The sequence below is a fragment of the Micromonospora sp. NPDC007230 genome (assembly GCF_042869115.1).
Lineage (GTDB): Bacteria > Actinomycetota > Actinomycetes > Mycobacteriales > Micromonosporaceae > Micromonospora.
This window is the reverse complement of record NZ_JBIAFE010000011.1, coordinates 1-24,321: the sequence shown is the minus strand read 5'-3', so window position 1 is coordinate 24,321 and position 24,321 is coordinate 1. Positions and strand designations below refer to the sequence as shown.

Sequence of the window (24,321 nt, the reverse complement as noted above, 5' to 3'; positions counted from 1 at the left end):
CCCGGTGGTAGCGGGGCCCCGGTTGACCGCTCGGGTCAGTAGACGCGGGATCCGATGAAGTCGTCGTGGCCGTAGCCGACCGGGTTGGCGTACGACCGGGACTCGAAGGACCACTGCTGACGGGTGCTGGTGGAGCAGGCGGCCAGCCGTAGCCGCGGGGTCCCCAGCAGTGGGTTGTCGAAGCCGACGCAGAGGTTGCTCGCGCCCGCCGGCTTGAGCTGGTTGCCGGTGAAGACGAACTTCTGGTTGGGCCCGCCGTGGCAGTCGTAGCTGTTGACCGTGGTGCCGGCGGTCAGCGAGCCACCGGTCACGTCCAGGCAGCGGTCGTGGGAGAGCTCGGAGTGCAGCGACTGCCGCGCCGGGTCGTACCAGAACCCCTGGTTCCGCCCGCCGTGGCAGGCGTACGACTGCTGCACGGTGCCGTTGCGCGAGTCGTATCCCTTGCCGTCCACGCAGGTGCCGGTGGCGACGTTGCGCAACTGCCGGAACGCCAGCAGCCCGTTGACCAGCACGCCCTGCCCCGTGCTGGCCGGGTCGACGCAGGTGGCCTGCTGCTGGCCTGCGGTCCAGAACTGGGTGATGCACTGGGCGAACATGCCGTGGCCCCGGTAGTTGGGGTGGAACGACTGCCGGGCCGCGTTCTCGTCCCAGATCCCGACCTCGATGTAGAGCCCGCGGACCGAGGTGTTGTCGGTGCACACCTCGTGGCCGTGGAAGAGCCGGCTGGCGTCCAGGTAGCGGGTCCCGGTGTTCGCGGCGGCCGCGCGCAGCGCCGACTCGAACAGCGGCACCGCCTTGTTCCGGGCGAACGCCATGTCGGCCAGGTAGAGCAGGCAGCCGCCGGCGTACCAGCCGGGGAAGTTGGGGTTGTCCTCGACGTCCGGGCTGACCGGGCTCGGGTACGACATCAGCACCAGCTCGTAGTCGGAGCGTAGGTAGCCGGCGGAGGTCATGGTCTGCCGGATCGAGTTGATCGCGGCCTCGACCGCGACCCGACTGCCGTCGGTGCGGATCGTCCACTGGTCGGTGTACGTCGGCCAGCACGCCCCCTGGAAGAAGACCCGGCGGATCGCGCAGTCGGTGGCGACCGGCCCGAACTGGATGGTGCCTTCGCCGTTCGCGCCGACGACCACCCAGATCAGCTTGACGTGCGTGTTGCGCGCCTTGATCGCCAGGTAGTCGCCCTGGTTCAGCTCGTTGTGCTGGGTCGGGCCGCCGGCCATCAGGTGCCACGGGGTGGCGCCCGAGCAGGCCAGGTTGTAGCGCTCGTCGGCCGGGATGCCGGTACGGAAGACGGCCTGGTCGTACGAACGGTCGCACCAGTTGCCGGGCTGATGGGTGCCGGGGACGTAGTTGCCCACCCCCTCCCCGGAGATCTCGCTGTCGCCCATGGTGACCAGGGCGGTTCGCCGCTGCTCCAGCGGCCGGAGTTCGGCGGATCCGTAGAGGGCGGTGGCCTCGGCGGCCCGGACGGTCTCGAGGGCGGCGGGGAGCGGCTGGACGGCGGGCCGATCGGCGGCGGCCGCGGGGGCGGCCGGTCCGACCAGGAGCGGCAGGGCGAGAGCGGCGGCGGACACGACGGCCAGGGCCCGCCGTCGGGTCGTCCGCCCGCGCCTGGCGGGGGTACCAAGCATCGACGCACTCCTTTCGGGTCAATCGCTCGATGTCGATTGAGTTACCGGAAGGTAACCCGAATGGAGAAGGGGTGTGAACGCGTCTCGGAAACGTTGCGGGCGGGTGCGGAAGCGGACCCTTCCGACATATCGGGTCGGCCGTGCGGGCGGCAGCGGACCGGCCTGACGTTCAACCTCGTCGAATTCGCTGCCATGCTTTGGTGACCACGGGGACCAGCCAGGTTACGCTAGGCCCGATCTGCCGTCGCCACCGTGGAGAACCCGTGAAGCTGTCGATCCTCATGCCGGTCTACAACGAGGAAGAACGCATCGCGGATGCCCTCAAGCAAGCGCTTGCAGTGGACTATCCGTGCGAGATCGAACTCGTCGTCGTCGACGACGGCAGCCGTGACGGCACTGCCGAGGTGCTCGGCCGGGTGGACGACGCCCGGCTGCGGGTCATCACCCACCAGCGCAACGCCGGCAAGGGCGCGGCGATCAAGACCGCCGTCGACAACGCCGAGGGCGACTACCTGGTCATCCTCGACGCCGACCTCGAGTACGACCCGCAGGACATCCCGCGGCTGCTCGAGCCGGTGCTCGACGGCCGGGCGACGGTCGTCTACGGCAATCGGACCTTCGGCAGCCACAGCGCCTACAGCTTCTGGTACGTGATGGGCAACAAGGGCGTCACGATGGCGGCCAACGTGCTCTTCAACTCCTACATCGGCGACCTGGAGACCTGCTTCAAGCTGATGCCGCTGGAGCTCTACCGCTCGCTGCGGATCCGCTCCCGCGGCTTCGGCATGGAGGCCGAGGTCACCGGCAAGCTGCTCCGCCAGCGCATCCGCCCGTACGAGGTGCCGATCAGCTACCGTGCGCGGGGCCGCGAGGAGGGCAAGAAGATCACCTGGAAGGACGGCGTCGAGGCGATCTGGATCCTGGCCCGTGAGCGTGCCCGGCGCCGCCCGGTCGACTCCTGAACTCTCATCGCCAGGTCGCGGATCGGGCGGTGTCCCGGGCTGATTGATCCCGCGACACCGCGACCCCCGTTTCAGACGGCGAGGAACTCCTCGACCGACCGGCGTAGGCCGGCCGCGTCCAGGCCGTGCCAGCGGTCGTGATCCTCGGGCGTGCCGTAGCGGCGCAGCTCCGACCGGCCCACCCCGAGAGCGAGCAACCGGTGCGGCCGGTCGGCCAGCGCCGCGCCGACCACCCGGGCCGAGGTGCCCGCCAGGTACGGCTCGACCAGGATCACCTCGGTGCCGGCGAGGGCCCGCAGCCCCGCCGTGTCGAAGGGCCGCGGCCGATGGGTGTACGCCACGGTGACCGGCCGGTCGGCGACCGCCGCGAGGGCCTGGTCGAGCAGCGGCCCGACCGCCACCAGCAGCGGCGCGCCCGGCCCCGCGTCGCGGACCACCCGCAGGTCACCAGCCTCCGGGTACGCCCGCGCGTTGCTCTGGGTGGACAGCCGCACGTACGCCGAATCCGACCCGCACACCACGCCGCGCAGCAGCCCCGGCACCTCGTCCCGGTGGCCGGGCACGTGGACCGTCCAGTCGTGCAGGGTGTCGATCAGCGCGACATCCGCCGGACTCAGGTGGGTGCGGCCCGCCGCCGCCCGGTCGTACGACGCGCCGACGCTGACCAGCACCGCCCCGACCCCCTGGTGGTCGAGGTCCAGCTTGATCTGCTCGTACGCCCGCTCGACCAGGAACGGCGCGTAGCTGTGCACGATCGGGCGCTGACCGGTCAGCGCGAGGCCACCCGCCACGCCCACCATGAGCTGCTCCCGGATGCCGACGTTGATGACCCGGTTCGGGTGGCGTTCGGCGGCCGGGGCGAACGCCGCGGCGGAGATGTCGGCCAGCACGATGGTGGTCCGGGGGTCGTCCAGGAAGGCGGTGGCCGTGGCCACGAAGGTGTCGCGCATGATCACTCCCCGTCGGTGACGACCGCGACGACGACGTGCGGCCGGTGGTTGTCGTGCCCGGTGAGGGCGGTGTGCAGGGCCTCGTGGTCCCGGCCGGCCACCGTCGCGGCGCTCCACCCGTTGACGGTGAACCGGCTCGCCGCGCCGCCCGGCCAGCCGTGACTCGCCGACCGGTTGTCCAGCACGATCGCGGTCAGGTTGGCCAGCCCCGTCGCCCCGGCGTACGCGATCGCCTCGTGGTTGGCACCCTCGTCCAGTTCGGCGTCGCCGAGCAGCACGTACACCCGGGGGTCGAACCGGCCCTGGGCCCGCAGCCCGAGCGCGGTGCCCACACCCAGGCCGAGCCCGTGCCCGAGCGACCCGGACCCGATCTCCACGCCGGGCACCAGCAGCCGGTCCGGATGGTCGCCGAGGCGGCTGTCCGGCCCGCCCTGGTCGTCCAGCCACTCGATCGGGATGAAGCCCTTCGCGGCGAGCAGCGCGTAGTAGCCGGCGACGGCGTGCCCCTTGGACAGCAGGAAGCGGTCCCGGTCGGGGTCGTCGACGGTCTCCGGGGTGATCCGGAGCACCCGGTCGTAGAGCACCTGGAGCACGTCCAGCGTCGAGTACACGTTCGCGCCGAACTCGCGCCCGGCGCGGACCCGGTCGAGCAGCGCCCGCAGCACGGCGGGGTCGGTGGCGGTTGTCGTCGTCATGCCGCTAGCCTCGGAGTTGAAGCGCACTTCAACTCAAGGCCCTGTGATGCACGAAGCACTCACCATCGGACAGCTCGCCGCCCGCAGCGGGGTGGCCCCCTCCGCGCTGCGCTACTACGAGCGGCTCGGGCTGATCCGGTCCCAGCGCACCGGCGGCAACCAGCGCCGGTACGCCCGCACCGAGCTGCGCCGGGTGGCGTTCATCCGGATCTCGCAGCAGGTGGGTGTCTCGCTGGAAGAGATCCGGGAGGCGCTCGACTCCCTGCCGTCGTCGCGTACGCCCACCCCGGACGACTGGGCCGCCCTCTCCCGCAGCTGGCGGGACCGGCTGGACGAGAAGATCCGGCTGCTCGGCAAGCTCCGCGACGACCTGGACGGCTGCATCGGCTGTGGCTGCCTGTCGCTGCAGCGCTGCACCCTCTACAACCCGGCTGACTCGCTGGCCGCCGAGGGCCCGGGCGCGCGGCTCATGCTGCCCCGCCCCGACTCGGACCCGGCGCCGGCCTGACCGGTCACCGGACCAGCAGCACCTTGCCCAGGTGGTCGCTCGTCTCCAGCAGGCGGTGCGCGTCCGCGGCGTCGGCCAGCTTCGCCCGGGCGTGCACCACCGGCCGGACCGCCCCGGACTCGACCAGCGGCCACACCTGCTCGCGTACCCCCCGGACGATCCCCGCCTTCTCGTCCAGCGGGCGGGAACGCAGCGCCGTCGCGTGGACCGAACCGCGTTTCGCCAGCAGCATGCCCAGGTCCAGCTCGCCCTTGCGGCCGCCCTGCATGCCGATCACCACGAGCCGACCACCGGTGGCCAGCGCCGCCACGTTCCGCGGCAGGTACGCGGCACCCATGATGTCCAGGATCACGTCCGCGCCCCGCCCGTCGGTGACCCGGCGGACCTCCTCGACGAAGTCCTGCTCCCGGTAGTCGATCGCGTGCGCGGCGCCCAGCTCGCGCAGCCGGTCGTGCTTCCCCGACCGGGCGGTCACCACCACCGTGGCGCCGAGCGCCATGCCGAGCTGAATGGCGAAGGTGCCGATCCCGCTGCCCCCGCCGTGCACCAGGAGCGTCTCGCCCTCGGCCAGCCGGGCGAGCTGGACCACGTTCGACCAGACCGTGCAGGCCACCTCGGGCAGCGCGGCCGCGTCGACCAGATCGACGCCGCGCGGGACCGGCAGCAGCTGCCCGGCCGGCACGGCCACCCGTTCGGCGTACCCGCCGCCGGCCAGCAGCGCGCAGACCTCGTCGCCGACCGCCCAGCCGGTCACGCCCGGGCCGAGCGCGGCGACCATCCCGGAGCACTCCAACCCCGGGTACGCCGGCGCGCCCGGCGGCGGCGGGTACTGCCCCTGCCGTTGCAGCAGGTCGGCGCGGTTCACCGCGCTCGCCGACACCTCGACGACCACCTCGTCGGGGCCGGGCTCCGGGTCGGGCACCTCCGACCAGACGAGGGCCTCGGGTCCGCCGGGTTTCGGGATCGTGATCGCGTGCATGGCCCAGTCTTACCCGATCCGACCGTCCGTCCACGCCCGAGTCAGTGTCTCGTCCACCGTCTCCGCCGGGGTCTGCGTCGAGGTGTCCAGCCAGAGCCCGATCCGGGGCGTCTCGGCGCGGAACCCGGCGTCGAAGTCGGCGACCGGCCAGTCCCCGTACCCCTGCTTGGGCCGGTCCCGCTCGCGGATGGCGACCACCTCGGCCTGTGGCGCGAGCACCACCACCGCGAGCGGCCGGTGCCGGATCCGTTCGACCATGGCCGACAGTTCGGCGCCGATGATGATGTCCTGGAGCACGACGGTGAAGCCGTCGGCGGCGTACCGGTCCGCCGCCGTGGCGGCCAGGTCGTAGCGGAGCCGGAGCTGCCGCCACGCCTCGTCCGAGAGCTGCGCGGCCATCTCCGCGCGCCCGTTCACCACCATCCGCCGGAACACGTCACCGCGCAGGTGCACCGAGCGGGGCAGCCGCCGGGCCAGCAGTTCGGCCACAGTCGACTTGCCCGCCGCCATGATTCCGGTGATCAGCACCACCGCCGGGGTTTCCCACACGGGGCCATCCTGCCAGCGAGGGTGGGACGGCGGCTCGCCCGTGTTGCGGTCCGTGGCAGACTAGGCACGGTCGCGCGCCCCGTGGGGGACGTGTCCGGGAGGGTTCGCCTAGTGGCCGATGGCGCTGGTCTTGAAAACCGGTAAGGGCAGCGATGTCCTTCGTGGGTTCGAATCCCACACCCTCCGCAACCCGGGTCCCCCGTCGCGTCCTCGCGCACAGCGAGCGCTCGCGGGGTATGAAGGGGCGCAGGAACTCGCGCACCCGGAAGGATCCTCTCGATGACCCTGGAACGACCGATCGCCCCGGACCCGTACGAGCTGCTGCCGACGCTGCCGTCGTTCACGCTGACCAGTGACGACGTGCGTAACGGCGAGCCGATGGACGTGCGGTACGCGCACGGCAGCGTCGGCGGCGAGAACGTCTCCCCGCACCTGGCCTGGTCGGGCTTCCCGGACGAGACCAGGAGTTTCGTGGTGACCTGCTTCGACCCGGACGCCCCGACCGGCAGCGGCTTCTGGCACTGGGTGCTGGTGAACCTGCCCGCCTCGGTCACCGAGCTGCCCACCGGCGTCAAGGAGAGCGAACTCGGCGCCGCCTTCAGCGTCCGCAGCGACTACGGCGACACCGGCTACGGCGGCGCCGCCCCGCCGGCCGGCGACCGCCCGCATCGCTACGTCTTCGCCGTGCACGCGGTGGACGTGGATCAGCTCGACGTCGGCCCCACCGCCAGCCCGGCCTACGTCGGCTTCAACCTGGCGTTCCACACCTTGGCCCGGGCGGTCATCCGCCCGACGTACCAGATCGCGGAGTGACTGGTCACGAGCCGTGACGGAGCACGGGCCCCCGCCGACGCGGGGCCCGTGCTCCGTAGCAGCGTCAGCCCGGTACCCGGGCGACCGCGAAGACGGACTGGCCGAAGGGCGGGCGCAGCCGCTGCTCCGCCGCCTTGGTGGCGGGGAGGACCAGGCTGTCGTAGATCTTCACCATCGGGCCCTCCTTCGGCATCAGCCGGAAGACCTTGGTGGCCATGAAGTAGCCGATGAGGCCGAGCGCGTTGGCGTAGTGGATCTTCTCAACGGTGAGCCCGGCCTCGGTCATCGCCGCCGCGAGCGTCTGCTTCGTGTAGCGCCGGACGTGACCGGTGGCGATGTCCGCCGGGCTCATCGCGAACTGGAAGGCCGGCACGATGATGATCACCGCGCCGCCGGGCCGGACCAGGTCGCGCATGCTGCGCAGCGCGCCCACGTGGTCCTCGATGTGCTCCAGTACGTTGTACGACACGGCCGCGCTGTAGTCGCCCCGCTCGGAGTGCGGCAGCAGCATCTGTCGTACCTCGATGCTGGGGTGCTCGGCCAGCCGCTCCTTGAGCCGGACCAGCCGGTCCGGGTCGGCCTCGGTGGCGGTGAGTCGGGGCAGGTGCGCGGACCACTCCAGGGCGTAGTCGCCCAGCCCGCTGCCGATCTCGATGGGGTTGTCACCGAGGTGGGGCACCGCCAGCTCGACGAACCATCTCCGGTGGTTGACCGCGGTCGCCAGGCCTTCGAGCACCTCCGACTGAACGCGTTGATCCCCAGTGATATCTGCCATGCGTCGATTCCTCACGATATGACTGACCCGCGCCTGGACCGACAGAGTCAACCATCCCGATGGATGGTGCGGGAATCGGGGTACCGGGAGTGGCCGAATTGTGGTCGGGGGTGGGCACGTGATCGGCGGTCGGCGAACTCGGCACATAGTACGCCAGTACCCAGAAACATGCACGGCCACCGCGATTCCCTGACTACGCTCTGAATTGTCATGACTACTCCTGAATCGGACGCCGCCCCTGGTGGCGCTGGCGAGGGCGGGCCCGACGAGGGCGGACGGCCGGCGTGGGGCAAGTGGATCGACGCCGCCGCCGTGCTCAGTTTCGTGCTGCTCGCGTTCTGGGTGACCGCCCGGTTCTGGCTGAACCCGGCGCACGGGGTGCGGGACAACCGCACCGATCAGGCGCAGTTCGAGTGGATGATGGCGCACGGTGCCCGGGTGGTGACGGATTTTGCCTACCCGTTCACCTCGGGCCGGATGAATGTGCCGGACGGCGTCAATTTGATGGCAAATACGTCGGTATTATCGGTTTCATTGCCAATGACGCCGATCACCTTGCTGTTCGGGCCGCGTACGTCATTTCTGGTCTTTCTCACCGTCGGCCTGCTCGCCACCGGTGTGGCCTGGTATTTCGTCCTGTCCCGGGTGCTGATCGGGGCCCGGGGGCCGGCCTGGCTCGGGGCCGGCTTCTGCGCCTTCGCGCCGGCGATGGTCTCGCACGCCAACGCCCACCCCAACATCGTCAGCCAGTTCGTGGTGCCGCTGATCATCTGGCGGACACTGCGGCTGACCGACCCGGGCCGCTGGCTGCGCAACGGCGTGCTGCTGGGCCTGGTGATCGTCTGGCAGGCCTTCCTCAACCTGGAGATCCTGCTGATGACGGCGATCGGGCTCGGGGTGGTGGTGGTCGCGCTCGCCCTCGGCCGGCCACACCTGCGCCGGTCGGCCCGGACCTTCTGGGCCGGGCTCGGGGTGGCCGCCGCCGTCGCCGTGGTGCTGCTGGCGTACCCGCTGTACGTGCAGTTCTTCGGGCCCGGGGCCTACGAGGGGCTGTCCCGGCTGATCCGCGGCTACCGCACCGACCTCGCCTCGTTCGTCGCCTGGTCCCGGGAGTCGGTCGCCGGGGACGCCCGGACCAGCGCCCGGCTGGTGAAGAACGCCACCGAGGAGAACGCGTTCTTCGGCTGGCCGCTCGCCGTCCTGGTGGTCGCGCTGGTGTGGTGGCTGCGGCGCAACGTCGTGGTGCTCGGCCTGGCCGCCGTCGGAGTGATCTTCGCGGCCTTCTCTCTCGGCCGGGAGGTCCGGTTCGACGGGCGGGACACCGGCATCCCCGGGCCGTGGGCCGTGCTGGAGAAGCTGCCGGTGCTGCACTCGGTGGTGCCCACCCGCTGGTCGCTGGCGCTCACCCCGATCGTCGGGATCCTGCTCGCGCTCGGCGCGGACCACGTCCGGCGGGTGGCTCGGCGACACCCGGCGGCGCGCCCGCAGATTCGGTTCGCCACGGCCACCGTGCTGACCATGGCGCTGCTGCCGATCCTGCCCACCCCGCTCCCCTCGGTACGCCTCAACCCGACACCCGACTTCGTCAAAACCGGCGCCTGGCGGCCCTACGTGGCCGGCGGGCACAGCGTCGTCACGCTGCCGCTGCCCGACACCGACTACGCCGACCCGCTGCGCTGGTCCGCCGAGACCCGGCTGGGCATGCCGCTGGCCCGCGGATACTTCCTCTACCCGGACACCCGCCCCGACGGCCACCGGGTGGCCCTGTTCAGCGCTCCGCCCCGCCCCACCAGCAGCTTCTTCAGCACGATCCGGCGGACGGACGGAGTGCCGCCGATCAGCCCGGCGGACCGGATGGCCGCGCTGGAGGACCTGCGCTACTGGCGGGCGGGGGCGGTGATCCTCGACCCCCGGCTGCGGCAGGCCGGCGCGTTGCGCGAGGGGATGATCGCGCTGACCGGGATCCAGCCGGTGTCCACCGGCGGGGTGTGGCTCTGGGACGTCCGCCCGCTGGTCGACTGACACCGCCTCGGCGGCGGCCGGTGTGCGGGTTAGGAGGGGCGGACGCAGCAGCCCTGGCAGATCTTCGGCCGGGGCAGGGTGAAGGCCAGGCAGCAGGTACGCCGCTGCACGGTCGGCTGCCCGCCCGGGCCGGGCACCAGCTCGACCAGGTCGCCCAGGCCGAGCGCGTCCAGCAGCGTCCCGATGCTCTCGGTCGAGGAGCCGGGCAGCGCATCCGAGGCGCGCAGCACGCCGTGCGCGATGCCGGAGGCGACCGAGCCGAGCAGCGTACGGGTGCCGATCCGGACCTCGGTCTGGATGGCCGCGATAAGCGGGGCGAAATGGGCGTCGAGCAGCGAGGCGCGCAGCGCGTCGAGCAGCGCGGCCTCGTCGGCGACCACCCGTACGTGCGGGGCGCCGGCCAGCGCCAGCGGATCGCTCGGCAGCACGGCGATCGTGGTCGAGCTGCGCAGGCCCAGGGTGAGCAGCTGGTGGTGGTCCTCGAAGTGGATCAGCACGTCGGCCGGGTCCAGCAGCGGCACCCGCCGCGCCGAGGCCCAGCCGAGCACCACCGGCAGCGCGGTCCAGTAGGTGTACGACTTCCAGGCCACCGCGGCGCAGGCGTGCGGGGTGCCGCCCCAGCGCCGGGCCGCGGCGTGCAGGAATTCCGGCAGCAGGGTGCCGTCGACCAGCCGGCTGGCCGGGGCCCAGCGAGCCGCGTCGTCGGTGACCAGCAGGCCGGGCGCGAGCCCGGGCAGGTCGTCGGTGCCGAACATGGCGCGCAGGGCCGCGGTGACCGGGGCGAGCGGCGTGGCGGCGTCGCGCCCCGGCATCACCGCTGTCACCTGATCCGCCCCTGTCTGCTCGCGCACCGGCCGGCGCGTCTCGTCGGCCAGAACTAAGGCTAGCCTAACCACAGCTATCGGTCGGGGGAAAGTCGCGTCGAGGGGTGGCGGGAGAGGTCCTGGTCACTCCGCCGGCCTGCTCCGACCCCTCCGGCTCGTCGTGTCTGACGCCACGCCGGGGCCCGCGCAATCGTCGTGCCGCGTTGTACCCGCCAGGGTCGAGGGGAAACGCCACCGGGCCGGCCGGCGGACCGCGCAAGCATCGACGGGAGCCGCTGGATTGTCAAGGTGAGTGTCGAATACGAGGCAGTTTCCGTACACGTTTGGCCACCCAACGTGAAAATGGTCTTCCCGCGCCGAGGAAGCCGATGACGACCTCACCCATCGAGCGTGCCGCCGACTCGTTCGCGGCCGAGCTCGCCCGGCACCGCACCGGTCGAGGGCTGTCCAAGAAGCAGTTGGCCACCCTGATGGGCTTCGACCCGTCGTACGTCAGCCACGTCGAGGGACGCCGGCACCGGCCCACCGAGGACTTCGCCCGCCGGGCCGAGGCCGTCCTGGAGGCCAGCGGCGCGATCTGGCAGCGCTTCCGGGAGTACGACGAGCTGCGGCACGGCCGCTCCGGCGGGACGCACCGGGACCAGCCCGCCCCCGGCCAGTGGCTGCCGCCCGGCACGGGCCTGGTGGTCGAGCGGGAGTCCGCCACCCTCACCCACACCGGCGAGGGCTACCACTGCGCGATCCGGCGTGAGCTCTACAACGCGGGCACCGAGCCGGTCACCCGCTACCTGGTCCGGGTCGCCGTCGACCGCTACCCCAACGACCCGGGCCGATCCAACCGGCACCACCGGGAGCACCCGCTCACCTTCGCCGAGCTGCAGCTGCAGGCCTACCGGGACGACGGCGGCGCGCGGGAGCCGATGCACTGGCGGGCGAAGCACGACCGGGACGCGTTCAAGGAGATCTGGTTGCTCTTCGAGAACGACGAGGGCCGCTTCCCGCTCTACCCCGGCGACCGGGTCACCATCGAATACGCGTACCAGGTCGGCCGGGACAAGTGGGGCCCGTGGTTTCAACGTGCCGTCCGCCTGCCCACCCGGCACCTCGCCGTCCGGCTCGACCTCCCCGCCGGGCTCGACCCGAAGGTGTGGGGAATGGAGACCTCCCTCTCCGCCGAGGAGGGGCCCCTGCGTACCCCCATCCAGCGGCGTGACGACGGCGGCCGGGCCCGCTACGACTGGGCCACCGAAGACCCGCCGCTGAACGCCCGCTACCGAATGCAGTGGCGGTTCCGCAGCGAGCCCTCGGACACCGAGCCCGACGCTCCCCGCGGCCGGGTACGCGCCAGCGACCGGATGCGCGCCCTCGGCATCGTGCAGCGTGGCGAAGACCTGCTCCGGCAGCCCGTCCGCCAGTTCGACCTGCCCCGCGACGAACGTGCCGCCCGGGACGTCGTCGATCGGCTCTCCGCCGTCCTGGTCCGCCTCGACGAGCTGCACCCGTTCAGCAAGGGCGTCGGCATCGCCGCCCCGCAGCTCGGGCTCGGCTGGGCCGCCGCGCTGGTCCGCCCCGCCGACCGGGCGGCCGAGCCGGTCGTCCTGCTCAACCCGCGGGTGGTCGACACCGCGTCCGAGACCGACGAGCAGTACGAAGGCTGCCTCTCCTTCTTCGACCACCGGGGGCTGGTGCCGCGACCGCTGCGGATCGACGTGGAACACGCCCAGTGGGACGGCAGCCGGGTCATCACGTCCTTCGAGTACGCCATGGCGCGGCTGGTCGCCCACGAGATCGACCACCTGGAGGGGCGCCTCTACGTCGACCGGATGGCCCCCGGCGTGCCGCTGGTGCCGGTCGAGGAATACCGGGAGACCGGCAACCCCTGGCGCTACTGACGCCCCGAACGCCGTGAGATTCCGGTACGCGGGCCGGTTGCCGGCCCGGCCCGCGTACCGGTGATCGGGGACCGGGTCGCGTGCCCCAGGGGGCAGGGGCACGCGACCCGGTTCGGGGGGAGAAACGGCTACAGGTTGCCGAACGTGTCGTACCGGATGTGCTCCGGCGGAACGTCGTCCGCGGCGAGTGCGCGCAGGGTGGCCCGGACCATCGCCGCCGAGCCGGAGACGTAGCAGTCGTGGGTCGTCCACGGGCCGTACCGGGTGACCACCTCGGAGATGTCGCCCACTTCGCCGTCGAAGTCCGGATCCGCGCTGCACGCCGGGGTCACCGACAGCCACGGGTGCGCGGCCACCAGTTCCTCCAGGCCTGGCAGGCCGTACAGCTCCTCCGGCCGGCGCGTCCCGTAGAAGATGTGCACCCAGCGGGTCCGGTTGAACCCGGTCAGCTCCTCCACCAGCGCCTTGATCGGGGCCAGCCCCACCCCGCCGGCCACACAGAGGATGTCCCGGGTGGACGACCGGTCCAGGGTCATCGACCCCATCGGGGCGGCCACCCGCAGCAGGTCACCCGGCTTGGTCCGGCGCACCAACGCCCCCGACAACCACCCCGCCGCGCCGGCCGGCGTCCGCACGTGGAACTCGAGCACGTTGTCGTCGTTCGGGGCGTTCGCCACCGAGTACGTCCGCCACACCCGGGGGTGGTAGCGGGGTGCCTCGACGCTGACGTACTGGCCGGCCTGCCAGCGCAGCGGCTGCTGGAGAGCGCGGACGGTCAGCACCGCGGTGTCCGGGCCGTACCGCTCGTGGGTGAGCACCTCGGCGTGCCAGAACGGCGGGTTCTCGTCCGCCGCCGCCCCGGCCAGCATCTTCTCCGAGATGCTCGCGTACGCCTCCCGCCACGCCTGGTCGTACTCCAGGTTCCAGCCGTCCCCGGCGGTGCTGCGCAGCGCGTCCAGCAGGGCGACCCCCATGGTCTCGTAGTGCGCGGCCTCGACGTGGTACTTCCGGTGGTCCCGGCCCAGCGCCCGCAGGCATTCGTCGAAGCTCTCCGGGTCGCCCACCGTCTGGGTGGCGGTGACGATCGCCTCCAGGATCCGGTCGCCCTGCCCGTTCATCTGCACCGGGAAGAGCTTGCGCAGCTCCGGGTCGAGGAGGAACAGCCGGGCGTAGAAGTGACCGCTCAGCCGTTCCCGGTCCTCCTCGACCAGGGTCCAGCTCTCCTTCAGCAGCCGCGCGAAGTTCTCCACGGGGGGACGCTCCTTCTTCTGACGGCGGATCGGGCCCCCATAGAATCTCCACGCAGCGTGTACGGCGGTCGCACAGAATGTGCGACCGGCTCACCCGGGTCCCGCGAGGCCGCGTCATCCTCGTCATGCGCTGACAGGTGCCGGCCCGCCCGCGCGTGCGGCACAGTGGTCCGGTGACGGTTGACGAGCTGACCCGGCCGGTGTCCCGCCGGACCCTGGGCACCGAGACGCTGCTGGTGCTCGGCCTCTCCCTCGGGCAGTCGGCGGTGTACGCGCTGGTCTCGCTGATCGCCAAGCTGACCGCCACGGGCGGGCTCGCGAAGCAGACCGCCGCGCTGAACACCTCCGCGTCGGCCCGGCCGTACCTCGACCTGACGTACCAGCTCCTCGGCATCTTCTTCGCGCTGCTGCCGGTGCTGCTCGCCGTACACCTGCTGGCCCGCGACCCCGGCGACCCGGCCCGGGCGCTCGGGGTGGACCTGACCCGACCCGGCGCCGACCTGGCCCGGGGGGCGGCGCTGGCGGCGCTCATCGGCCTGCCCGGACTGGCGCTGGTCTGGGCGGCCGCGCAGCTCGGCATCAACGCCACCCTGGTCCCGGCCGCCCTGCCGCACCTCTGGTGGGCGGTGCCGGTGCTGATCCTCGCCGCCGTGCAGAACGCCGTGCTGGAAGAGGTGATCGTGGTCGGCTACCTGGTCACCCGGCTGCGGCAGCTCGGCTGGCGGCTCGGGGCGGTCATCGCGGCGAGCGCCCTGCTGCGCGGCTCCTACCACCTCTACCAGGGCTTCGGCGCGTTCCTCGGCAACGCCGTGATGGGCGTGGTGTTCAGCCTCTTCTTTCTGCGTACCCGGCGGGTGGCCCCGCTGATCGTCGCGCACACCCTGCTCGACGTGGTCGCCTTCGTCGGGTACGCGCTGCTGCCGAAGTCCTGGTTCGGCTGGCTCTGACCGCCCTGGCCCCGCCGCCATCCACTGGTTGCGGCATTTCGGGCTGTCCCCGCCTGCTGATCGCCCAACCTGCCGCACCTGGTGGGCATCCCGGCGAACCTGGCGTGCCCGGCGAGGGCGGCGCGGTCAGCGGCGGCGGATTGGTCGGTAGAGGCTGACGGCACGGGCGGCCAACCGCTCGGCGGCGGCCGAGTCGCCCGCCGCGGCGGCGAGCGGCGCCGCCCCCGGCAACAGCCGCGACGCCACCCGCAGTCCCAGCCACCCGCCCGCCTGCGCGGCCAACGGCGTGGCCAGCCGCCACGCCGCCTCGGCGGCCCGCGGCCACGGGCCGTCCGCCGGCGCGCCCGCCGACGTCACCGCAGCCAGCGCCGCGCGGGCGGTGCCGGCGTCCGGGTGCACCTGGGTCAGCACCAGCAGCTCGACCACCCGGTCCGGGTGCCCGGGGTCCCGGCCGTAGACCGCCGCCAGGTGCAGCACCAGGTTGGCCTGGGTCCACAGCACCGCCGCCAGCTCGGCCACCGGCGCGAGGAGCCCGGCGCCCGCCGCGAGCGCCCCACCCGTCCCGGCCAGCCGGACGAACCGCCGGGTCGCCAGCCGGGCCAGCCCGTCGGCGTCCGCATCCGGGTACCTGTCCCGGGTCCGCTCGACCCAGTCGCCGGCGCGGGGCCCGAGGGCCTCCACCGCGGCGCGGGCCAGCAGCTCCGGCGCGAAGCCGGGGTGGTCGAGCAGGCGCGCGCCCACCGCCCGCCAGCTCTCTCCAGGGGTACGCCCCGACTCCGGCTCGTCCCCAGCGAGCGGACCCGGTGTCGCCGCGGTGATCTTCGGCGTCTCCGGCGGCGGGGCAGCGGCGGGTGTCGGGTCTTCGCCGGCCGTCCTCCTCGCCGGCCCGGTCTTCTTCGCCGGGGCCGCCTTCTTGGCGGTCTTCGCGGCCCTCTTCTCCGGTCCGATCCGAGCCGGAGGTTGGTCTTCCGCCCGCGCGGTTACAGCCGGAGCCGTGCCCGCTGACCGCGCTGCTGCCGCCGGATCCGCTTCCGTCTCGGCGGCCCGCTTCCGGGCGGCCGGGGTGGCCTTCTTCGCCGTGGCCGCCTTCCTGGTCGCGGCGGCCTTCTTTGCTGGCGGGGTCGCTTTCCCGGTCGTGGTGGCCTTCTTTGCCGGCGGGGTTGCCTTCCTGACCGGGGTACGGCGGGTCGGCATGGGGGCCTCCTCGCCCGCCGGAGCGGCATCGGCCGGGTTTGTCACCCGGCCGTCGGCCGGTTCGGCCGACCCGCTGTCCGCCGGGTCCGTCCTTCCGCCGTCCGCCGGGTCTGGCGTCCCGCCGTCGGCCGGGGGCGTCCCACGCCCGGCCGTGCTGTCCTGCGTACTCGAGGTCGGGCCGTCTTCTGCGGACGGGCGGGGGCGGGGCGCGGCGGCCGATGCCTCCGGCCTGCCGTCGGGGCCGCCGGCGCGCGGCGCGGTGGCGGCCGCGTCGGGCGGCTGGAAGATCACGATGGGAGCGACCTTCGCCCGCCGTGCGCGAGGCGCTGCCCCGGCGGCGGCTCCGGCACCTTCCGTGGACGGTTCGGAGGCCGGGGGCGGGGTGAAGGTCGGTTTCGCGGTGCGGCTTCGCCGGGCGTCGGCGGCTGGCTCGCGACGGGGCGGATCGCTCGGCGGCTGCTCCTGCATATCGATGGAGCCTAGTCCGGAGCGTGACGTCGCACACGGGGGAAAGGCAGCGGACGGACCCTTCCCGGTAGTCGCTTTGCCCCGGGCGGGTGTGGGCCTGTATCCTCGGGCGCGGTGGTCTCCGGGCCACCGGGGAGACTTCGCCTAGTCTGGTCTATGGCGCCGCACTGCTAATGCGGTTGGGGTTTTAAAGCCCCTCCCGGGTTCGAATCCCGGAGTCTCCGCGCGAAAGCCGGGTGTGTAGACTGGCCGAGCAACAAGCGCCCGTAGCTCAACGGATAGAGCATCTGACTACGGATCAGAAGGTTAGGGGTTCGAGTCCCTTCGGGCGCGCCTTCTTGAACAGGGGAGATAGCCGAGTGGCTATCTCCCCTGAGCCTGTGTGAGTCACGTGTGAGTCACGCCTGTGACACACGGTCAGGGCTCCATGCGGCGTCGCTGAGCTGGTCGATGGTGCCAGCGCGCAGCGGATCAAGAGGGTGCGTGCGAAGGGCTTGAATCTCAAACTTCCTGGTCCGTAGTCCGATGCATATCTGTTAAGGATGAACTTTGCATCGTTGCTGCGGTACGGATGAGTTTTGGTTTTATGTCTGGTTCCAGGGTTGGGTGGAGAGTGACGCCCTCGGCGCCCGTCGTCGCCCGGACGGCCTGCTGAGCGGCCATGGCGACGCCTTCGGGCGGTGTCGTTGATGCGGGTGTTCGAGGGGCCGGGGCAGGTATACCGGCGGTGTGGCTGCCGCGACGAGGAGACGGGTAAGCAGTTCGGCGCCGGTTGCGTTCGGCTGGCGGACCTGAGCCATGGGCGCTGGTACTTCTCCTTGCAGGTCCCCACGCCTGACGGTGGTCGTGATCGGGTTCGCCGGGGCGGGTTCGCCACTCTGGCTGAGGCTGAGCGGGCCTGTTGGGAGTTGGCGCAGTTGCCGGGGCCGGAGGCGGTGGCGCGGACCTGGACGGTGCGACGGTGGCTGCGTTTCTGGTTGTCGGAGCTGGAGGGCCGGTTGAGGCCCACGACGGTGCTCAACTACCGCAGCATCGTGGAGAAGTACCTGATCCCGCACCTCGGCATGTATCGGTTGAGCAAGCTGCGTGTGAAGACGGTTCAGCGGGCCATGGACGTGATCTGCCGTCAGGTGGTGCGTGGCGGGCGGTTGATCTCGCCGGGCAGCGTGAGCCGGATCCGGGCGGTGCTGCGTAGCGCGTTGTCGGAGGCGAGACGGCAGGGCATCGTCGGCCACAACGCTGCCCGGAATCTGCGGCTGCCGAACGGGGCGCGCCCGCACGCTGTGGTCTGGGATGACGAGCACGAGGCGGTGTGGCGGGAGACCGGCGTGCGCCCACGGGTCGCGGTGTGGGATCTGGACAATCTTGCGCGGTTCCTTGAGGCGGTGCGCGACGATCCGCTGTTCGTGTTGTGGTGGCTGGTGGCGCTGCGCGGCCCGCGTCGGGGTGAGATGGCGGGCCTGCGGTGGGAGGACATCGACCTGGCCGCGGGAGAGTTGACGATCAGGGAGCAGGTCATCGTCATCGGTGGGCGGGAGCACCTTGGCCCGCCCAAGTCAGCGGCCGGGGTGCGGACACTGGCCCTCGACGAGGCCACGGTGAAGCTGTTGTGGGAGTTGTGGCATGAGCAGCGGCGCCGCCACGGCGGGGTTGACCCGATGGGACGGGTGTTCGTCCACGCGAACGGGCGTCCAGTGCGCCCGGACTGGTTGACCCGCCGGTTCGCGAAGCTGGTCAAGCAGTTGGGGTTGCCGCCGGTGCGGTTGCATGACCTGCGGCACGCGGCTGCGGGGCTGGCGTCGGCGGCCGGGGTGGACCTGAAGATGATCCAGCACGACATGGGCCACGCCAGCCCGGTCACCACCGCCGAGACCTACATCTACGTGTTCAAGAAGATGGCCAAGGAAGCGGTGCGTGCCAGCGCCGAGCTGCTGCTGTCGCACGCGAAGATCCGGATGTCACTGGAGGGCGCCTCCCAGGCCTGATCCTGCCGATCACTGTCACCGCACACCCTGGGTGGGCAGGTGCGGCTGCGGCGTCCGAAAGCCGGTCGGGCTGCTCGGGGAGGCAGGGACGTGCTCCTGTCTCCCCGGGCAGCCCGTGGCGAGATCGTTAACACCCGGGCGGCGCGCAACCGGGTCAGGGTGCGCTCCTTTCGCGTGTCCGCCGACTTTTGCCCTTCGGCGCGGCCTGGTCCTTCATCTTGGACCGCTTCTGGCTGCGCGGGTGTCGCTGGCTGGCTTCGTCTTCTCGGCGGGCGTTGGGCGTCGTGCTGCGCTGTCCCGGCGGCCGGCGGGCCGCCGCATTTCGGCGCCGGGTTTGCCGGCGTTGAGGATGAGGCGGGCGGTGGCTTCGGCGGCCTTGTGCTGGGTGGCGGGCAGGCTCGTGGTGTAGGTGTCGGCGGTGATGCGGATGGTGGCGTGGCCGAGCTGATGCTGGATGGTCTTGAGATCGGCGCCCGCAGCGTGGGCGAGGGTGGCGGCACCGTGACGAAGATCGTGCAGCCGGATCGGCGGTAGTCCGGCCCGGTCGACCAGGAGCCGCAGGCGCTGGGTGAGGTAGCCCGGATGGACCGGTAGCCCGTCGGGGCTGGTGAACACGTAGCCGCTGTCGAGGCAGACCTTCCCGGCGCCGATGCGTACGGCACGGTGTTGGCGTTGCCGGTCGGCGTGGCGGCGCAGGATTCGTACGGTGTGCCGGTCCAGGGCGATGGTGCGGCGGCTGGTCGCGGACTTGGGTGGGCCTTCGTGCACGTCGTAGCCGGCGGTGGTGCGCTGCCGCACGACCGCTAGTTGGCGGGCGTGTAGGTCGATCTCGGTCCAGCGCAGGCCGGCGGCTTCGCCGCGGCGCAGGCCGCGCAGGGCGATCAGCCACCACAGGGCGAACAGGCTGTCGTCGCGGACGTAGTCGAGGAACGCGGCGAGCTGGGCCGGAGTCCACACCGCGACAGACGGCCGCTGCCCGGTGGCTTCCCACTCGGCGATTCGCGCCTCGGTCCACAGCTGCGCCAGAGGACGTTCCTGGGCGGGCAGCTCGACCCGCCGAGCCGGGTTGTCCATGAGGAGCCCTTCGCGGACGGCGGCATTGAGCGCGGCCCGCAGCGTGGTGTGGACGTGCTGCAGCGTGCACGGCGTCTGGGGCTGGCCGGACCGGTTGCGGGTGGCGGCGATCTGCGTGAACGCCGCGTTGAGCTGCCGGGCGGTCAGGTCTCCCAGGACCAGGTGCCCGATGTGGGGGATGAGGAAGCGTTCGACGTCGCGGGTGTAGTGCATCGTCGTGGTGGGGCGGATTCGGGTCCTGGTCGACAGCCAGTACCGCAACCACCTGTCGACCGTCCACGACCGGCCGGCTTGCTGCTCGCGCGACAGGACCAGGAACTCGTCGCGGGCCCGCCGCGCGGCCGCCTCCGACGCGTACCCACCCCGACGTACGCGCTCCGCCTGACCGAGCAGATTCCGAGTGGAGCAGTGGAAATACCAACTCCCGTGGTCTTGCTCCCGCAACCTTGGGCAGCCATTGCCCAGCGCCCGCCTCGTGGCCGGGTTCAGGCAGCCGCACCGCTTCACGATCGCACCGTGGCTTTTCATCGCTCTTCTCCCTTTGTCGATGGTGGTCATACCCTGACCCAGGGACAGTGGGGTGAAAGGCGCATTCCGGGGTGGTTCACGATTCCGGCCGATTGTGAATGGTTCTGAGCGATACGAATCGGCGGTTCTGTTTGGGGGCAGGGGACCGGGCCGGGAAAGGGGTGTTGGAGCTCGCGGACAACGCAGGACGCCTGGTCTGAGCCTCGGCAGCACTGCCCGGCGCCACCCACGACCTGAGCGCCACCCACGGCCTGAGCGCTGCCCGCCTTCACGGCACGCTGGCCAGCGTTGATGTGATGACCTTCGCAGACAAGGGCTATCAGGGAGCCGGCGGCGGACAGTACAGCCCGTTCAAACGCCACCGCTACCGGCCGAAACTGTCCCGCCGCCGGCGGGCCCTGAACCGCAGCCATGCCCGTATTCGCGCCCGCTCAAGACCTGGAAGCTCCTGGCCAAACTGCGTTGCTGCCCCGCCGCACGTGCCGCTCTGGCGGGTTGGACCTGGAGGATGGTCCTTGGGCTGGCCCAGGCGCTAACGTACGGTATGCCAGTTATTGATCTGGATGCGCCGCCGCGCAGCTCGCCGCCTCTGCGACGCCCGCACCCTCGGTTTGTCATTGCCGCCGGCGTGATGCTGGGCCTTGGCTTTCTCACCGGCGAGCCGGTGGAACGACCCTTGCAGGTTGATACGTTCTCGGTTTGCGGGCCTCCTACGGTTCAAGCAGACAACACGGGGACTCCAACGACCTTGTGGCCGAGCGTTGAGCTCACCATCGATTCTGGCCGTATCGTTTCGGTGCGGTGCGGCACTCCTTAGCTCGCTCTGACACGGAGCCTCCTTGCGCACGGGGAAGCCTTGGAGGAGAAGACCGCGGTCGACGGACCGTGAAACGTGGCAGGGCCCGGACGACCCGGGCCCTGCCACGTTCCGCTCGTCAGACGGAGTTCAGTATCGAGCGATGTAGGTGATCGTTTCCCTGTCCGGGAGGTTCACGGTCGTGCGGGCAGGGTGCGTCCAGTCGAGACCGTTGTAGCGAAACGTGCCAGCCCTGTCGCCTGTGGCGTACTTGTACACGCTCGACCAGGTGCCGTACAGCTCACCAGTGCCAATGTAGCCGTTCGGGACGCTGTTCAGCATGCAGAGACTGTCCGTAGAGCATCCCGGGCCGAGGCGGGTGAGCGCGGACGGGGTGAACGTGCTCTCGGTGTCGATTGCGGCCAGGATCTTGCCGGCCTTGGGGTCAAGGAGCAACTGGACATCGTGTCCGGAATTCGCGATCCTGTCGATCTCCTCCTCGCTCTGCGACCCGACGAGGGACCACAGCATCTCCGTGTAGTCGGGCACGAGGGTCGACTTGTTGGACGGGGAAAGCCCGTCGTCGGCGCTCGCGCTGGTAGCGCCGAGCCCGAGGACGAGAGCGATCGCCGCCAGGGTTGTCATCAGCATTCGGCCGGGCGAGAGGAAGGTGCGCTTCAATGCCGCCTCCTGTTCGGGGGCAGACAGATCCTCGCTACACCCATGGCCCCCGTAGTCATGAGTTAGCGCCCCGAAGCACTTCCCAACGTCGGCCTCCCCTCCATGGCGTGTAGCGGACCGTCGCTGCGGCCTTGGCCATCCTTGCCCCGACGCTCGGTGACCGGGGCGCACAAAATGGCCCGCTGATCAGAAAAAGTTGGTCGAAGCCTGTAATGGCAGGCGGAGCTCGCGCCATTACGTCTTGAGCGAGCAGTGGTCAGAGAGGATCAGCGGTGTGGAGGACGAGGACGCATGGTTCACGTGCTTGTACACGGAGATGCATCCGCGAGTTCTGGCGTATGCCGTGCGGCGCATTGCAGCCGACCAAGCCGTCGAGGTCACGGATGAGACGTTCCTGATCGCATGGCGGCGACGCAAAGATCTACCCGAGCCTGCGTTGCCGTGGCTTCTGGTTACGGCCCGTAACCTGATCGGGGAACAGTTGCGCAAAGGGCAGCGCGAGGATGCCATCGCGGTGGAGTTGGCCCGTTGCGCCAAGAAGACGTCACCGTCAGGTGCTGACGCGGTCGTTGTCGAGCGCATGACCGTGCTTGCCGCGTTGGCGCAGCTCGCCGATCAGGACCGCGAAGCCCTGATCTTGACCGTATGGGACGGGTTAGGACATCGGCAGGCGGCGGCTGTCGCGGGTTGCTCGACGATGGCGTTCACCGTTCGGCTTCATCGCGCGCGACGGCGGTTCGCCGCTGCACTCGAGCAGATTGACGGCCGCCGGGACAGTGGCGGCGAGCGCCAGAGGCGAAGCGGCCATGGCCAGGCGACATTAACAGTCGGGTCGACAACGGTCGACGACGAGGAGATCAGGGGGTATCGATGAAAAGGCGGGTCCGGACCGCGCTGGAGCGAATGCAGGCGCAGAGATTCCCGGCCGACACGCTCAGCCGCGATCGGCCTTCGCCGGCGCCTTGGCTGGCGGGAGATTCCGCTGTTGCGACGTCGATCGGTGCTTCACCGGCCAGAGGGCGTGGAGCAGTCTCTCGTCGAACCGTGATCGTCGCTGGCCTAGCTGGGCTTGCTGCAGTCGCGTCTCTGTCAGTGCCATCGCTTCTTGGCGGCAGCACCGCGTATGCGGCGACGCCGGCAATGCTGACTTATACCCCTGTCGGCCAGTCACAGACAGTCCGCAGCATGCTGATGGACTTGGCGGCTCGGGCGCGGCAGCAGCCAGCACCTCCGGGAATCGGACCCTATCATTACATGCACCAACGAGGTTGGTACCTGGGCGTGGCCGCCAATACCGAGGGTCGGATCCTTCGCTCCGGTATCACAGAGATTGAGCGGGAACAGTGGATCGCTGCTGACGGGTCGGGGCGACTCAAGCGCGACGATGGCGTTTCTATAGCCTCGGACCAAGAGTTCGGTCCGGGAGGGCTTTATGCCGGTTTCGTTTCCAGCACCGCGACGCCTGAGTCTCTGCGCACAGCCCTCAATGCCAACACTTCCGCGGGCTTCCTCAGAGCAGTCGCTGATCTGTGGGGCAGGCAAGTCGTGCCACCGAACATGCAGGGCGACCTGCTGGAACTCCTCGCGAGCCAGCCAGGAGTGACCGCGATGGGACAGACGACCGACCGGGTCGGACGACCCGGCGTCGCCATCGGCGCCGACAAGACTGATGGAGTAGCCGAGAAGATTGTGCTGGTATTTTCTCCCGATACCGGCGCATTGCTCGATGCCGAGTCAATCGTTCTCGAAAAAAGCGATCTACCTGTCCAGGTTCCCGCAACCACAGCGTACACGGTCTGGCTGGACAGGGGGCAAACTGGCTCCACAGAGGTACGTCCATGACATCGGCGGTTGGGAGAGGGTGAGCACAGTGGGCGGCCCGCGGCCGTCGCGGCCCGCCCACTGGGTCTCGTGCCTGCGGACCTGACTTAAGCCCGCAGGTAGAAGATCATGTCAGCCATTCCATATCTGCACGCGGCCCACGTTATCGTTGTACGTCGACCCGACGTACGAGAGCGAGAGAGCAAACTCGCCCCACTTCTGCAAATCCCACGTATGCAGCCGTGCACGGGTGCACTTGCTGTTGTAGCCGCTCTCGATCGAACTGAGGTGGTCCCTCCACCACGTATCCGGATCCCAGCGGTAACCGTACTGGTCACACGCTGCACCACCGTAGTAGTCCCAGTACTGGCCCTTATAGTTCGCATCCTCCCATGCACGAATAAGATGAACCTGGGCTGCGGCGGTCAGGGTTTCCGGCGACGAATCCGTCGACACCGTGTCGGCGTTGCGGGCAAGGTACGCCTTCTGCGCCTGCCCGGAGCGCAGGTGAGCCTTGGTGTCGAACGGCGTCGCCGAGCAATGCCGGTACAGTTCGGGCGACACCTCGCCGGGGCTGGACGCCTTGCCGAGCACCACCACGCAGTACTGCCCCGACTGCGCCGCCTTGCCGGCACTGGTGTGCGCTTGAGCCGGTGCCGCCAGGGCACCCAGCGGCGCAAGCGCCGCGAGCGCCAAAGCAGCAAGTACTCTGGGCTTCGTCCTCATCGTGACCTCCTCTGGTCGATGGCCAGCGAAACAGGGCCGAGGACACGCGGCGGCTGCGGTGGTGACGCACCGCAGCCGCTTCTTAAAGGTCCCCGTTCCCAGACGCTGGTGTCTGCGCCCCGTTGCTCATTCGGCGAGGCCCGGCCAACATATCGGCTCATCGAAGTTAGGCGGGGTCGAGCTGCCCACGGTGGCGTCGGGTGGTGGCGGTGCGGGTGCGGAGGCGCTGGTTTTCGGGGTTGCGGAAG

At 70.7% G+C, this 24,321-nt stretch carries 21 protein-coding genes, 3 tRNA genes and 1 pseudogene; 13 read left to right on the top strand and 12 right to left on the bottom strand.

What is annotated here, in order from left to right; translation table 11 throughout:
• Positions 1 to 35 precede the first annotated feature (35 nt).
• Positions 36 to 1,634, bottom strand: a complete 1,599-nt coding sequence (locus tag ACFYML_RS17245) for a ricin-type beta-trefoil lectin domain protein (RefSeq protein ID WP_387421548.1) — start codon at positions 1,632 to 1,634, stop codon at positions 36 to 38.
• A gap of 263 nt (positions 1,635 to 1,897) precedes the next feature.
• On the opposite strand from ACFYML_RS17245, the gene ACFYML_RS17240 reads away from it, so the two are divergent.
• The gene (locus ACFYML_RS17240; RefSeq protein WP_357434323.1) at positions 1,898 to 2,596 is read left to right on the top strand and encodes a glycosyltransferase family 2 protein; all 699 of its coding nucleotides are present in this window, start codon (positions 1,898 to 1,900) and stop codon (positions 2,594 to 2,596) included.
• A 71-nt stretch (positions 2,597 to 2,667) separates the two neighbouring features.
• On the opposite strand, the gene ACFYML_RS17235 is transcribed toward ACFYML_RS17240, so the two are convergent.
• A complete protein-coding gene (locus ACFYML_RS17235; protein ID WP_387421547.1) occupies positions 2,668 to 3,546 on the bottom strand; it encodes a transketolase family protein in 879 nt (292 codons plus the stop codon).
• 2 nt (positions 3,547 to 3,548) lie between these two features.
• Positions 3,549 to 4,241, bottom strand: coding sequence for a transketolase (locus tag ACFYML_RS17230; protein WP_387421546.1), 693 nt, complete (start codon positions 4,239 to 4,241; stop codon positions 3,549 to 3,551).
• A gap of 46 nt (positions 4,242 to 4,287) precedes the next feature.
• Here ACFYML_RS17230 and soxR point away from each other — a divergent pair, with 46 nt between their 5' ends.
• Complete coding sequence (gene soxR, locus ACFYML_RS17225) at positions 4,288 to 4,749, top strand: redox-sensitive transcriptional activator SoxR (protein ID WP_357434320.1); 462 nt, start codon at positions 4,288 to 4,290, stop codon at positions 4,747 to 4,749.
• 4 nt (positions 4,750 to 4,753) lie between these two features.
• Here the strand turns inward: soxR and ACFYML_RS17220 are convergent, their stop codons facing one another.
• A complete protein-coding gene (locus ACFYML_RS17220) occupies positions 4,754 to 5,728 on the bottom strand; it encodes an NAD(P)H-quinone oxidoreductase (RefSeq protein ID WP_387421545.1) in 975 nt (324 codons plus the stop codon).
• 9 nt (positions 5,729 to 5,737) lie between these two features.
• Entirely contained in the window at positions 5,738 to 6,277 is a 540-nt protein-coding gene (locus ACFYML_RS17215) for an AAA family ATPase (protein ID WP_387421544.1), read from the bottom strand.
• Between the two features lie 97 nt (positions 6,278 to 6,374).
• Here ACFYML_RS17215 and ACFYML_RS17210 point away from each other — a divergent pair.
• Together ACFYML_RS17210 and ACFYML_RS17205 are read left to right on the top strand one after the other, a co-directional pair.
• Positions 6,375 to 6,463, top strand: a tRNA-Ser gene (locus ACFYML_RS17210).
• A gap of 93 nt (positions 6,464 to 6,556) precedes the next feature.
• The gene (locus ACFYML_RS17205; protein WP_387421543.1) at positions 6,557 to 7,090 is read left to right on the top strand and encodes a YbhB/YbcL family Raf kinase inhibitor-like protein; all 534 of its coding nucleotides are present in this window, start codon (positions 6,557 to 6,559) and stop codon (positions 7,088 to 7,090) included.
• A gap of 64 nt (positions 7,091 to 7,154) precedes the next feature.
• Here the strand turns inward: ACFYML_RS17205 and ACFYML_RS17200 are convergent, their stop codons facing one another.
• A complete protein-coding gene (locus tag ACFYML_RS17200) occupies positions 7,155 to 7,865 on the bottom strand; it encodes a class I SAM-dependent methyltransferase (protein ID WP_387421542.1) in 711 nt (236 codons plus the stop codon).
• Positions 7,866 to 8,075: 210 nt separating this feature from the next.
• Between ACFYML_RS17200 and ACFYML_RS17195 the strand changes: the two genes are divergently transcribed.
• Complete coding sequence (locus ACFYML_RS17195) at positions 8,076 to 9,887, top strand: hypothetical protein (protein ID WP_387421541.1); 1,812 nt, start codon at positions 8,076 to 8,078, stop codon at positions 9,885 to 9,887.
• A 29-nt stretch (positions 9,888 to 9,916) separates the two neighbouring features.
• On the opposite strand, the gene ACFYML_RS17190 is transcribed toward ACFYML_RS17195, so the two are convergent.
• The gene (locus ACFYML_RS17190; protein WP_387421540.1) at positions 9,917 to 10,699 is read right to left on the bottom strand and encodes a hypothetical protein; all 783 of its coding nucleotides are present in this window, start codon (positions 10,697 to 10,699) and stop codon (positions 9,917 to 9,919) included.
• 380 nt (positions 10,700 to 11,079) lie between these two features.
• On the opposite strand from ACFYML_RS17190, the gene ACFYML_RS17185 reads away from it, so the two are divergent.
• Positions 11,080 to 12,603, top strand: a complete 1,524-nt coding sequence (locus tag ACFYML_RS17185; RefSeq protein ID WP_387421539.1) for a peptide deformylase — start codon at positions 11,080 to 11,082, stop codon at positions 12,601 to 12,603.
• A gap of 128 nt (positions 12,604 to 12,731) precedes the next feature.
• Here the strand turns inward: ACFYML_RS17185 and ACFYML_RS17180 are convergent, their stop codons facing one another.
• The gene (locus tag ACFYML_RS17180; protein WP_387270754.1) at positions 12,732 to 13,853 is read right to left on the bottom strand and encodes a globin domain-containing protein; all 1,122 of its coding nucleotides are present in this window, start codon (positions 13,851 to 13,853) and stop codon (positions 12,732 to 12,734) included.
• A gap of 173 nt (positions 13,854 to 14,026) precedes the next feature.
• Here ACFYML_RS17180 and ACFYML_RS17175 point away from each other — a divergent pair, with 173 nt between their 5' ends.
• On the top strand, positions 14,027 to 14,800 hold the full coding sequence (locus ACFYML_RS17175; RefSeq protein ID WP_387421538.1) for a CPBP family intramembrane glutamic endopeptidase: 774 nt from the start codon (positions 14,027 to 14,029) through the stop codon (positions 14,798 to 14,800).
• Positions 14,801 to 14,926: 126 nt separating this feature from the next.
• Here ACFYML_RS17175 and ACFYML_RS17170 read toward each other — a convergent pair whose 3' ends face one another.
• Complete coding sequence (locus ACFYML_RS17170) at positions 14,927 to 15,994, bottom strand: hypothetical protein (protein WP_387421537.1); 1,068 nt, start codon at positions 15,992 to 15,994, stop codon at positions 14,927 to 14,929.
• 601 nt (positions 15,995 to 16,595) lie between these two features.
• Here ACFYML_RS17170 and ACFYML_RS17165 point away from each other — a divergent pair.
• The 3 genes from ACFYML_RS17165 to ACFYML_RS17155 all read left to right on the top strand — a co-directional run bounded on the left by ACFYML_RS17165 (position 16,596) and on the right by ACFYML_RS17155 (position 18,447).
• Positions 16,596 to 16,686: transfer RNA gene (locus ACFYML_RS17165), tRNA-Ser, on the top strand.
• 36 nt (positions 16,687 to 16,722) lie between these two features.
• Positions 16,723 to 16,795 (top strand) — tRNA-Arg (locus ACFYML_RS17160).
• A gap of 356 nt (positions 16,796 to 17,151) precedes the next feature.
• A complete protein-coding gene (locus tag ACFYML_RS17155) occupies positions 17,152 to 18,447 on the top strand; it encodes a tyrosine-type recombinase/integrase (RefSeq protein ID WP_387421536.1) in 1,296 nt (431 codons plus the stop codon).
• A gap of 213 nt (positions 18,448 to 18,660) precedes the next feature.
• On the opposite strand, the gene ACFYML_RS17150 is transcribed toward ACFYML_RS17155, so the two are convergent.
• On the bottom strand, positions 18,661 to 20,049 hold the full coding sequence (locus tag ACFYML_RS17150; protein ID WP_387421535.1) for a tyrosine-type recombinase/integrase: 1,389 nt from the start codon (positions 20,047 to 20,049) through the stop codon (positions 18,661 to 18,663).
• A gap of 152 nt (positions 20,050 to 20,201) precedes the next feature.
• On the opposite strand from ACFYML_RS17150, the pseudogene ACFYML_RS17145 reads away from it, so the two are divergent.
• Positions 20,202 to 20,521, top strand: a pseudogene (locus tag ACFYML_RS17145) (IS5/IS1182 family transposase); the annotation flags it as partial.
• Positions 20,522 to 20,995: 474 nt separating this feature from the next.
• Here ACFYML_RS17145 and ACFYML_RS17140 read toward each other — a convergent pair.
• Positions 20,996 to 21,526 (bottom strand): hypothetical protein, encoded by a 531-nt coding sequence (locus ACFYML_RS17140; RefSeq protein ID WP_387421534.1) that lies wholly within the window; start codon positions 21,524 to 21,526, stop codon positions 20,996 to 20,998.
• Positions 21,527 to 21,800: 274 nt separating this feature from the next.
• On the opposite strand from ACFYML_RS17140, the gene ACFYML_RS17135 reads away from it, so the two are divergent.
• A complete protein-coding gene (locus tag ACFYML_RS17135) occupies positions 21,801 to 22,400 on the top strand; it encodes an RNA polymerase sigma factor (protein ID WP_387421533.1) in 600 nt (199 codons plus the stop codon).
• Positions 22,401 to 22,711: 311 nt separating this feature from the next.
• Positions 22,712 to 23,368, top strand: a complete 657-nt coding sequence (locus ACFYML_RS17130) for a hypothetical protein (RefSeq protein ID WP_387421532.1) — start codon at positions 22,712 to 22,714, stop codon at positions 23,366 to 23,368.
• A gap of 111 nt (positions 23,369 to 23,479) precedes the next feature.
• Here the strand turns inward: ACFYML_RS17130 and ACFYML_RS17125 are convergent, their stop codons facing one another.
• Positions 23,480 to 24,073, bottom strand: coding sequence for a hypothetical protein (locus ACFYML_RS17125; RefSeq protein ID WP_387421531.1), 594 nt, complete (start codon positions 24,071 to 24,073; stop codon positions 23,480 to 23,482).
• Positions 24,074 to 24,321: the final 248 nt, after the last annotated feature.

Bases quoted from the DNA above. Each gene is read 5' to 3' on its own strand.
- ACFYML_RS17235 (WP_387421547.1), bottom strand. From the start codon at position 3,546: ATGCGCGACACCTTCGTGGCCACGGCCACCGCCTTCCTGGACGACCCC.
- ACFYML_RS17230 (WP_387421546.1), bottom strand. From the start codon at position 4,241: ATGACGACGACAACCGCCACCGACCCCGCCGTGCTGCGGGCGCTGCTC.
- ACFYML_RS17185 (WP_387421539.1), top strand. From the start codon at position 11,080: ATGACGACCTCACCCATCGAGCGTGCCGCCGACTCGTTCGCGGCCGAG.
- ACFYML_RS17220 (WP_387421545.1), bottom strand. From the start codon at position 5,728: ATGCACGCGATCACGATCCCGAAACCCGGCGGACCCGAGGCCCTCGTC.
- ACFYML_RS17150 (WP_387421535.1), bottom strand. From the start codon at position 20,049: ATGAAAAGCCACGGTGCGATCGTGAAGCGGTGCGGCTGCCTGAACCCG.
- ACFYML_RS17200 (WP_387421542.1), bottom strand. From the start codon at position 7,865: ATGGCAGATATCACTGGGGATCAACGCGTTCAGTCGGAGGTGCTCGAA.
- ACFYML_RS17130 (WP_387421532.1), top strand. From the start codon at position 22,712: ATGCTGATGGACTTGGCGGCTCGGGCGCGGCAGCAGCCAGCACCTCCG.
- ACFYML_RS17190 (WP_387421540.1), bottom strand. From the start codon at position 10,699: ATGCCGGGGCGCGACGCCGCCACGCCGCTCGCCCCGGTCACCGCGGCC.
- ACFYML_RS17205 (WP_387421543.1), top strand. From the start codon at position 6,557: ATGACCCTGGAACGACCGATCGCCCCGGACCCGTACGAGCTGCTGCCG.
- ACFYML_RS17170 (WP_387421537.1), bottom strand. From the start codon at position 15,994: ATGCCGACCCGCCGTACCCCGGTCAGGAAGGCAACCCCGCCGGCAAAG.
- soxR (WP_357434320.1), top strand. From the start codon at position 4,288: ATGCACGAAGCACTCACCATCGGACAGCTCGCCGCCCGCAGCGGGGTG.
- ACFYML_RS17195 (WP_387421541.1), top strand. From the start codon at position 8,076: ATGACTACTCCTGAATCGGACGCCGCCCCTGGTGGCGCTGGCGAGGGC.
- ACFYML_RS17245 (WP_387421548.1), bottom strand. From the start codon at position 1,634: ATGCTTGGTACCCCCGCCAGGCGCGGGCGGACGACCCGACGGCGGGCC.
- ACFYML_RS17155 (WP_387421536.1), top strand. From the start codon at position 17,152: ATGCGGGTGTTCGAGGGGCCGGGGCAGGTATACCGGCGGTGTGGCTGC.
- ACFYML_RS17125 (WP_387421531.1), bottom strand. From the start codon at position 24,073: ATGAGGACGAAGCCCAGAGTACTTGCTGCTTTGGCGCTCGCGGCGCTT.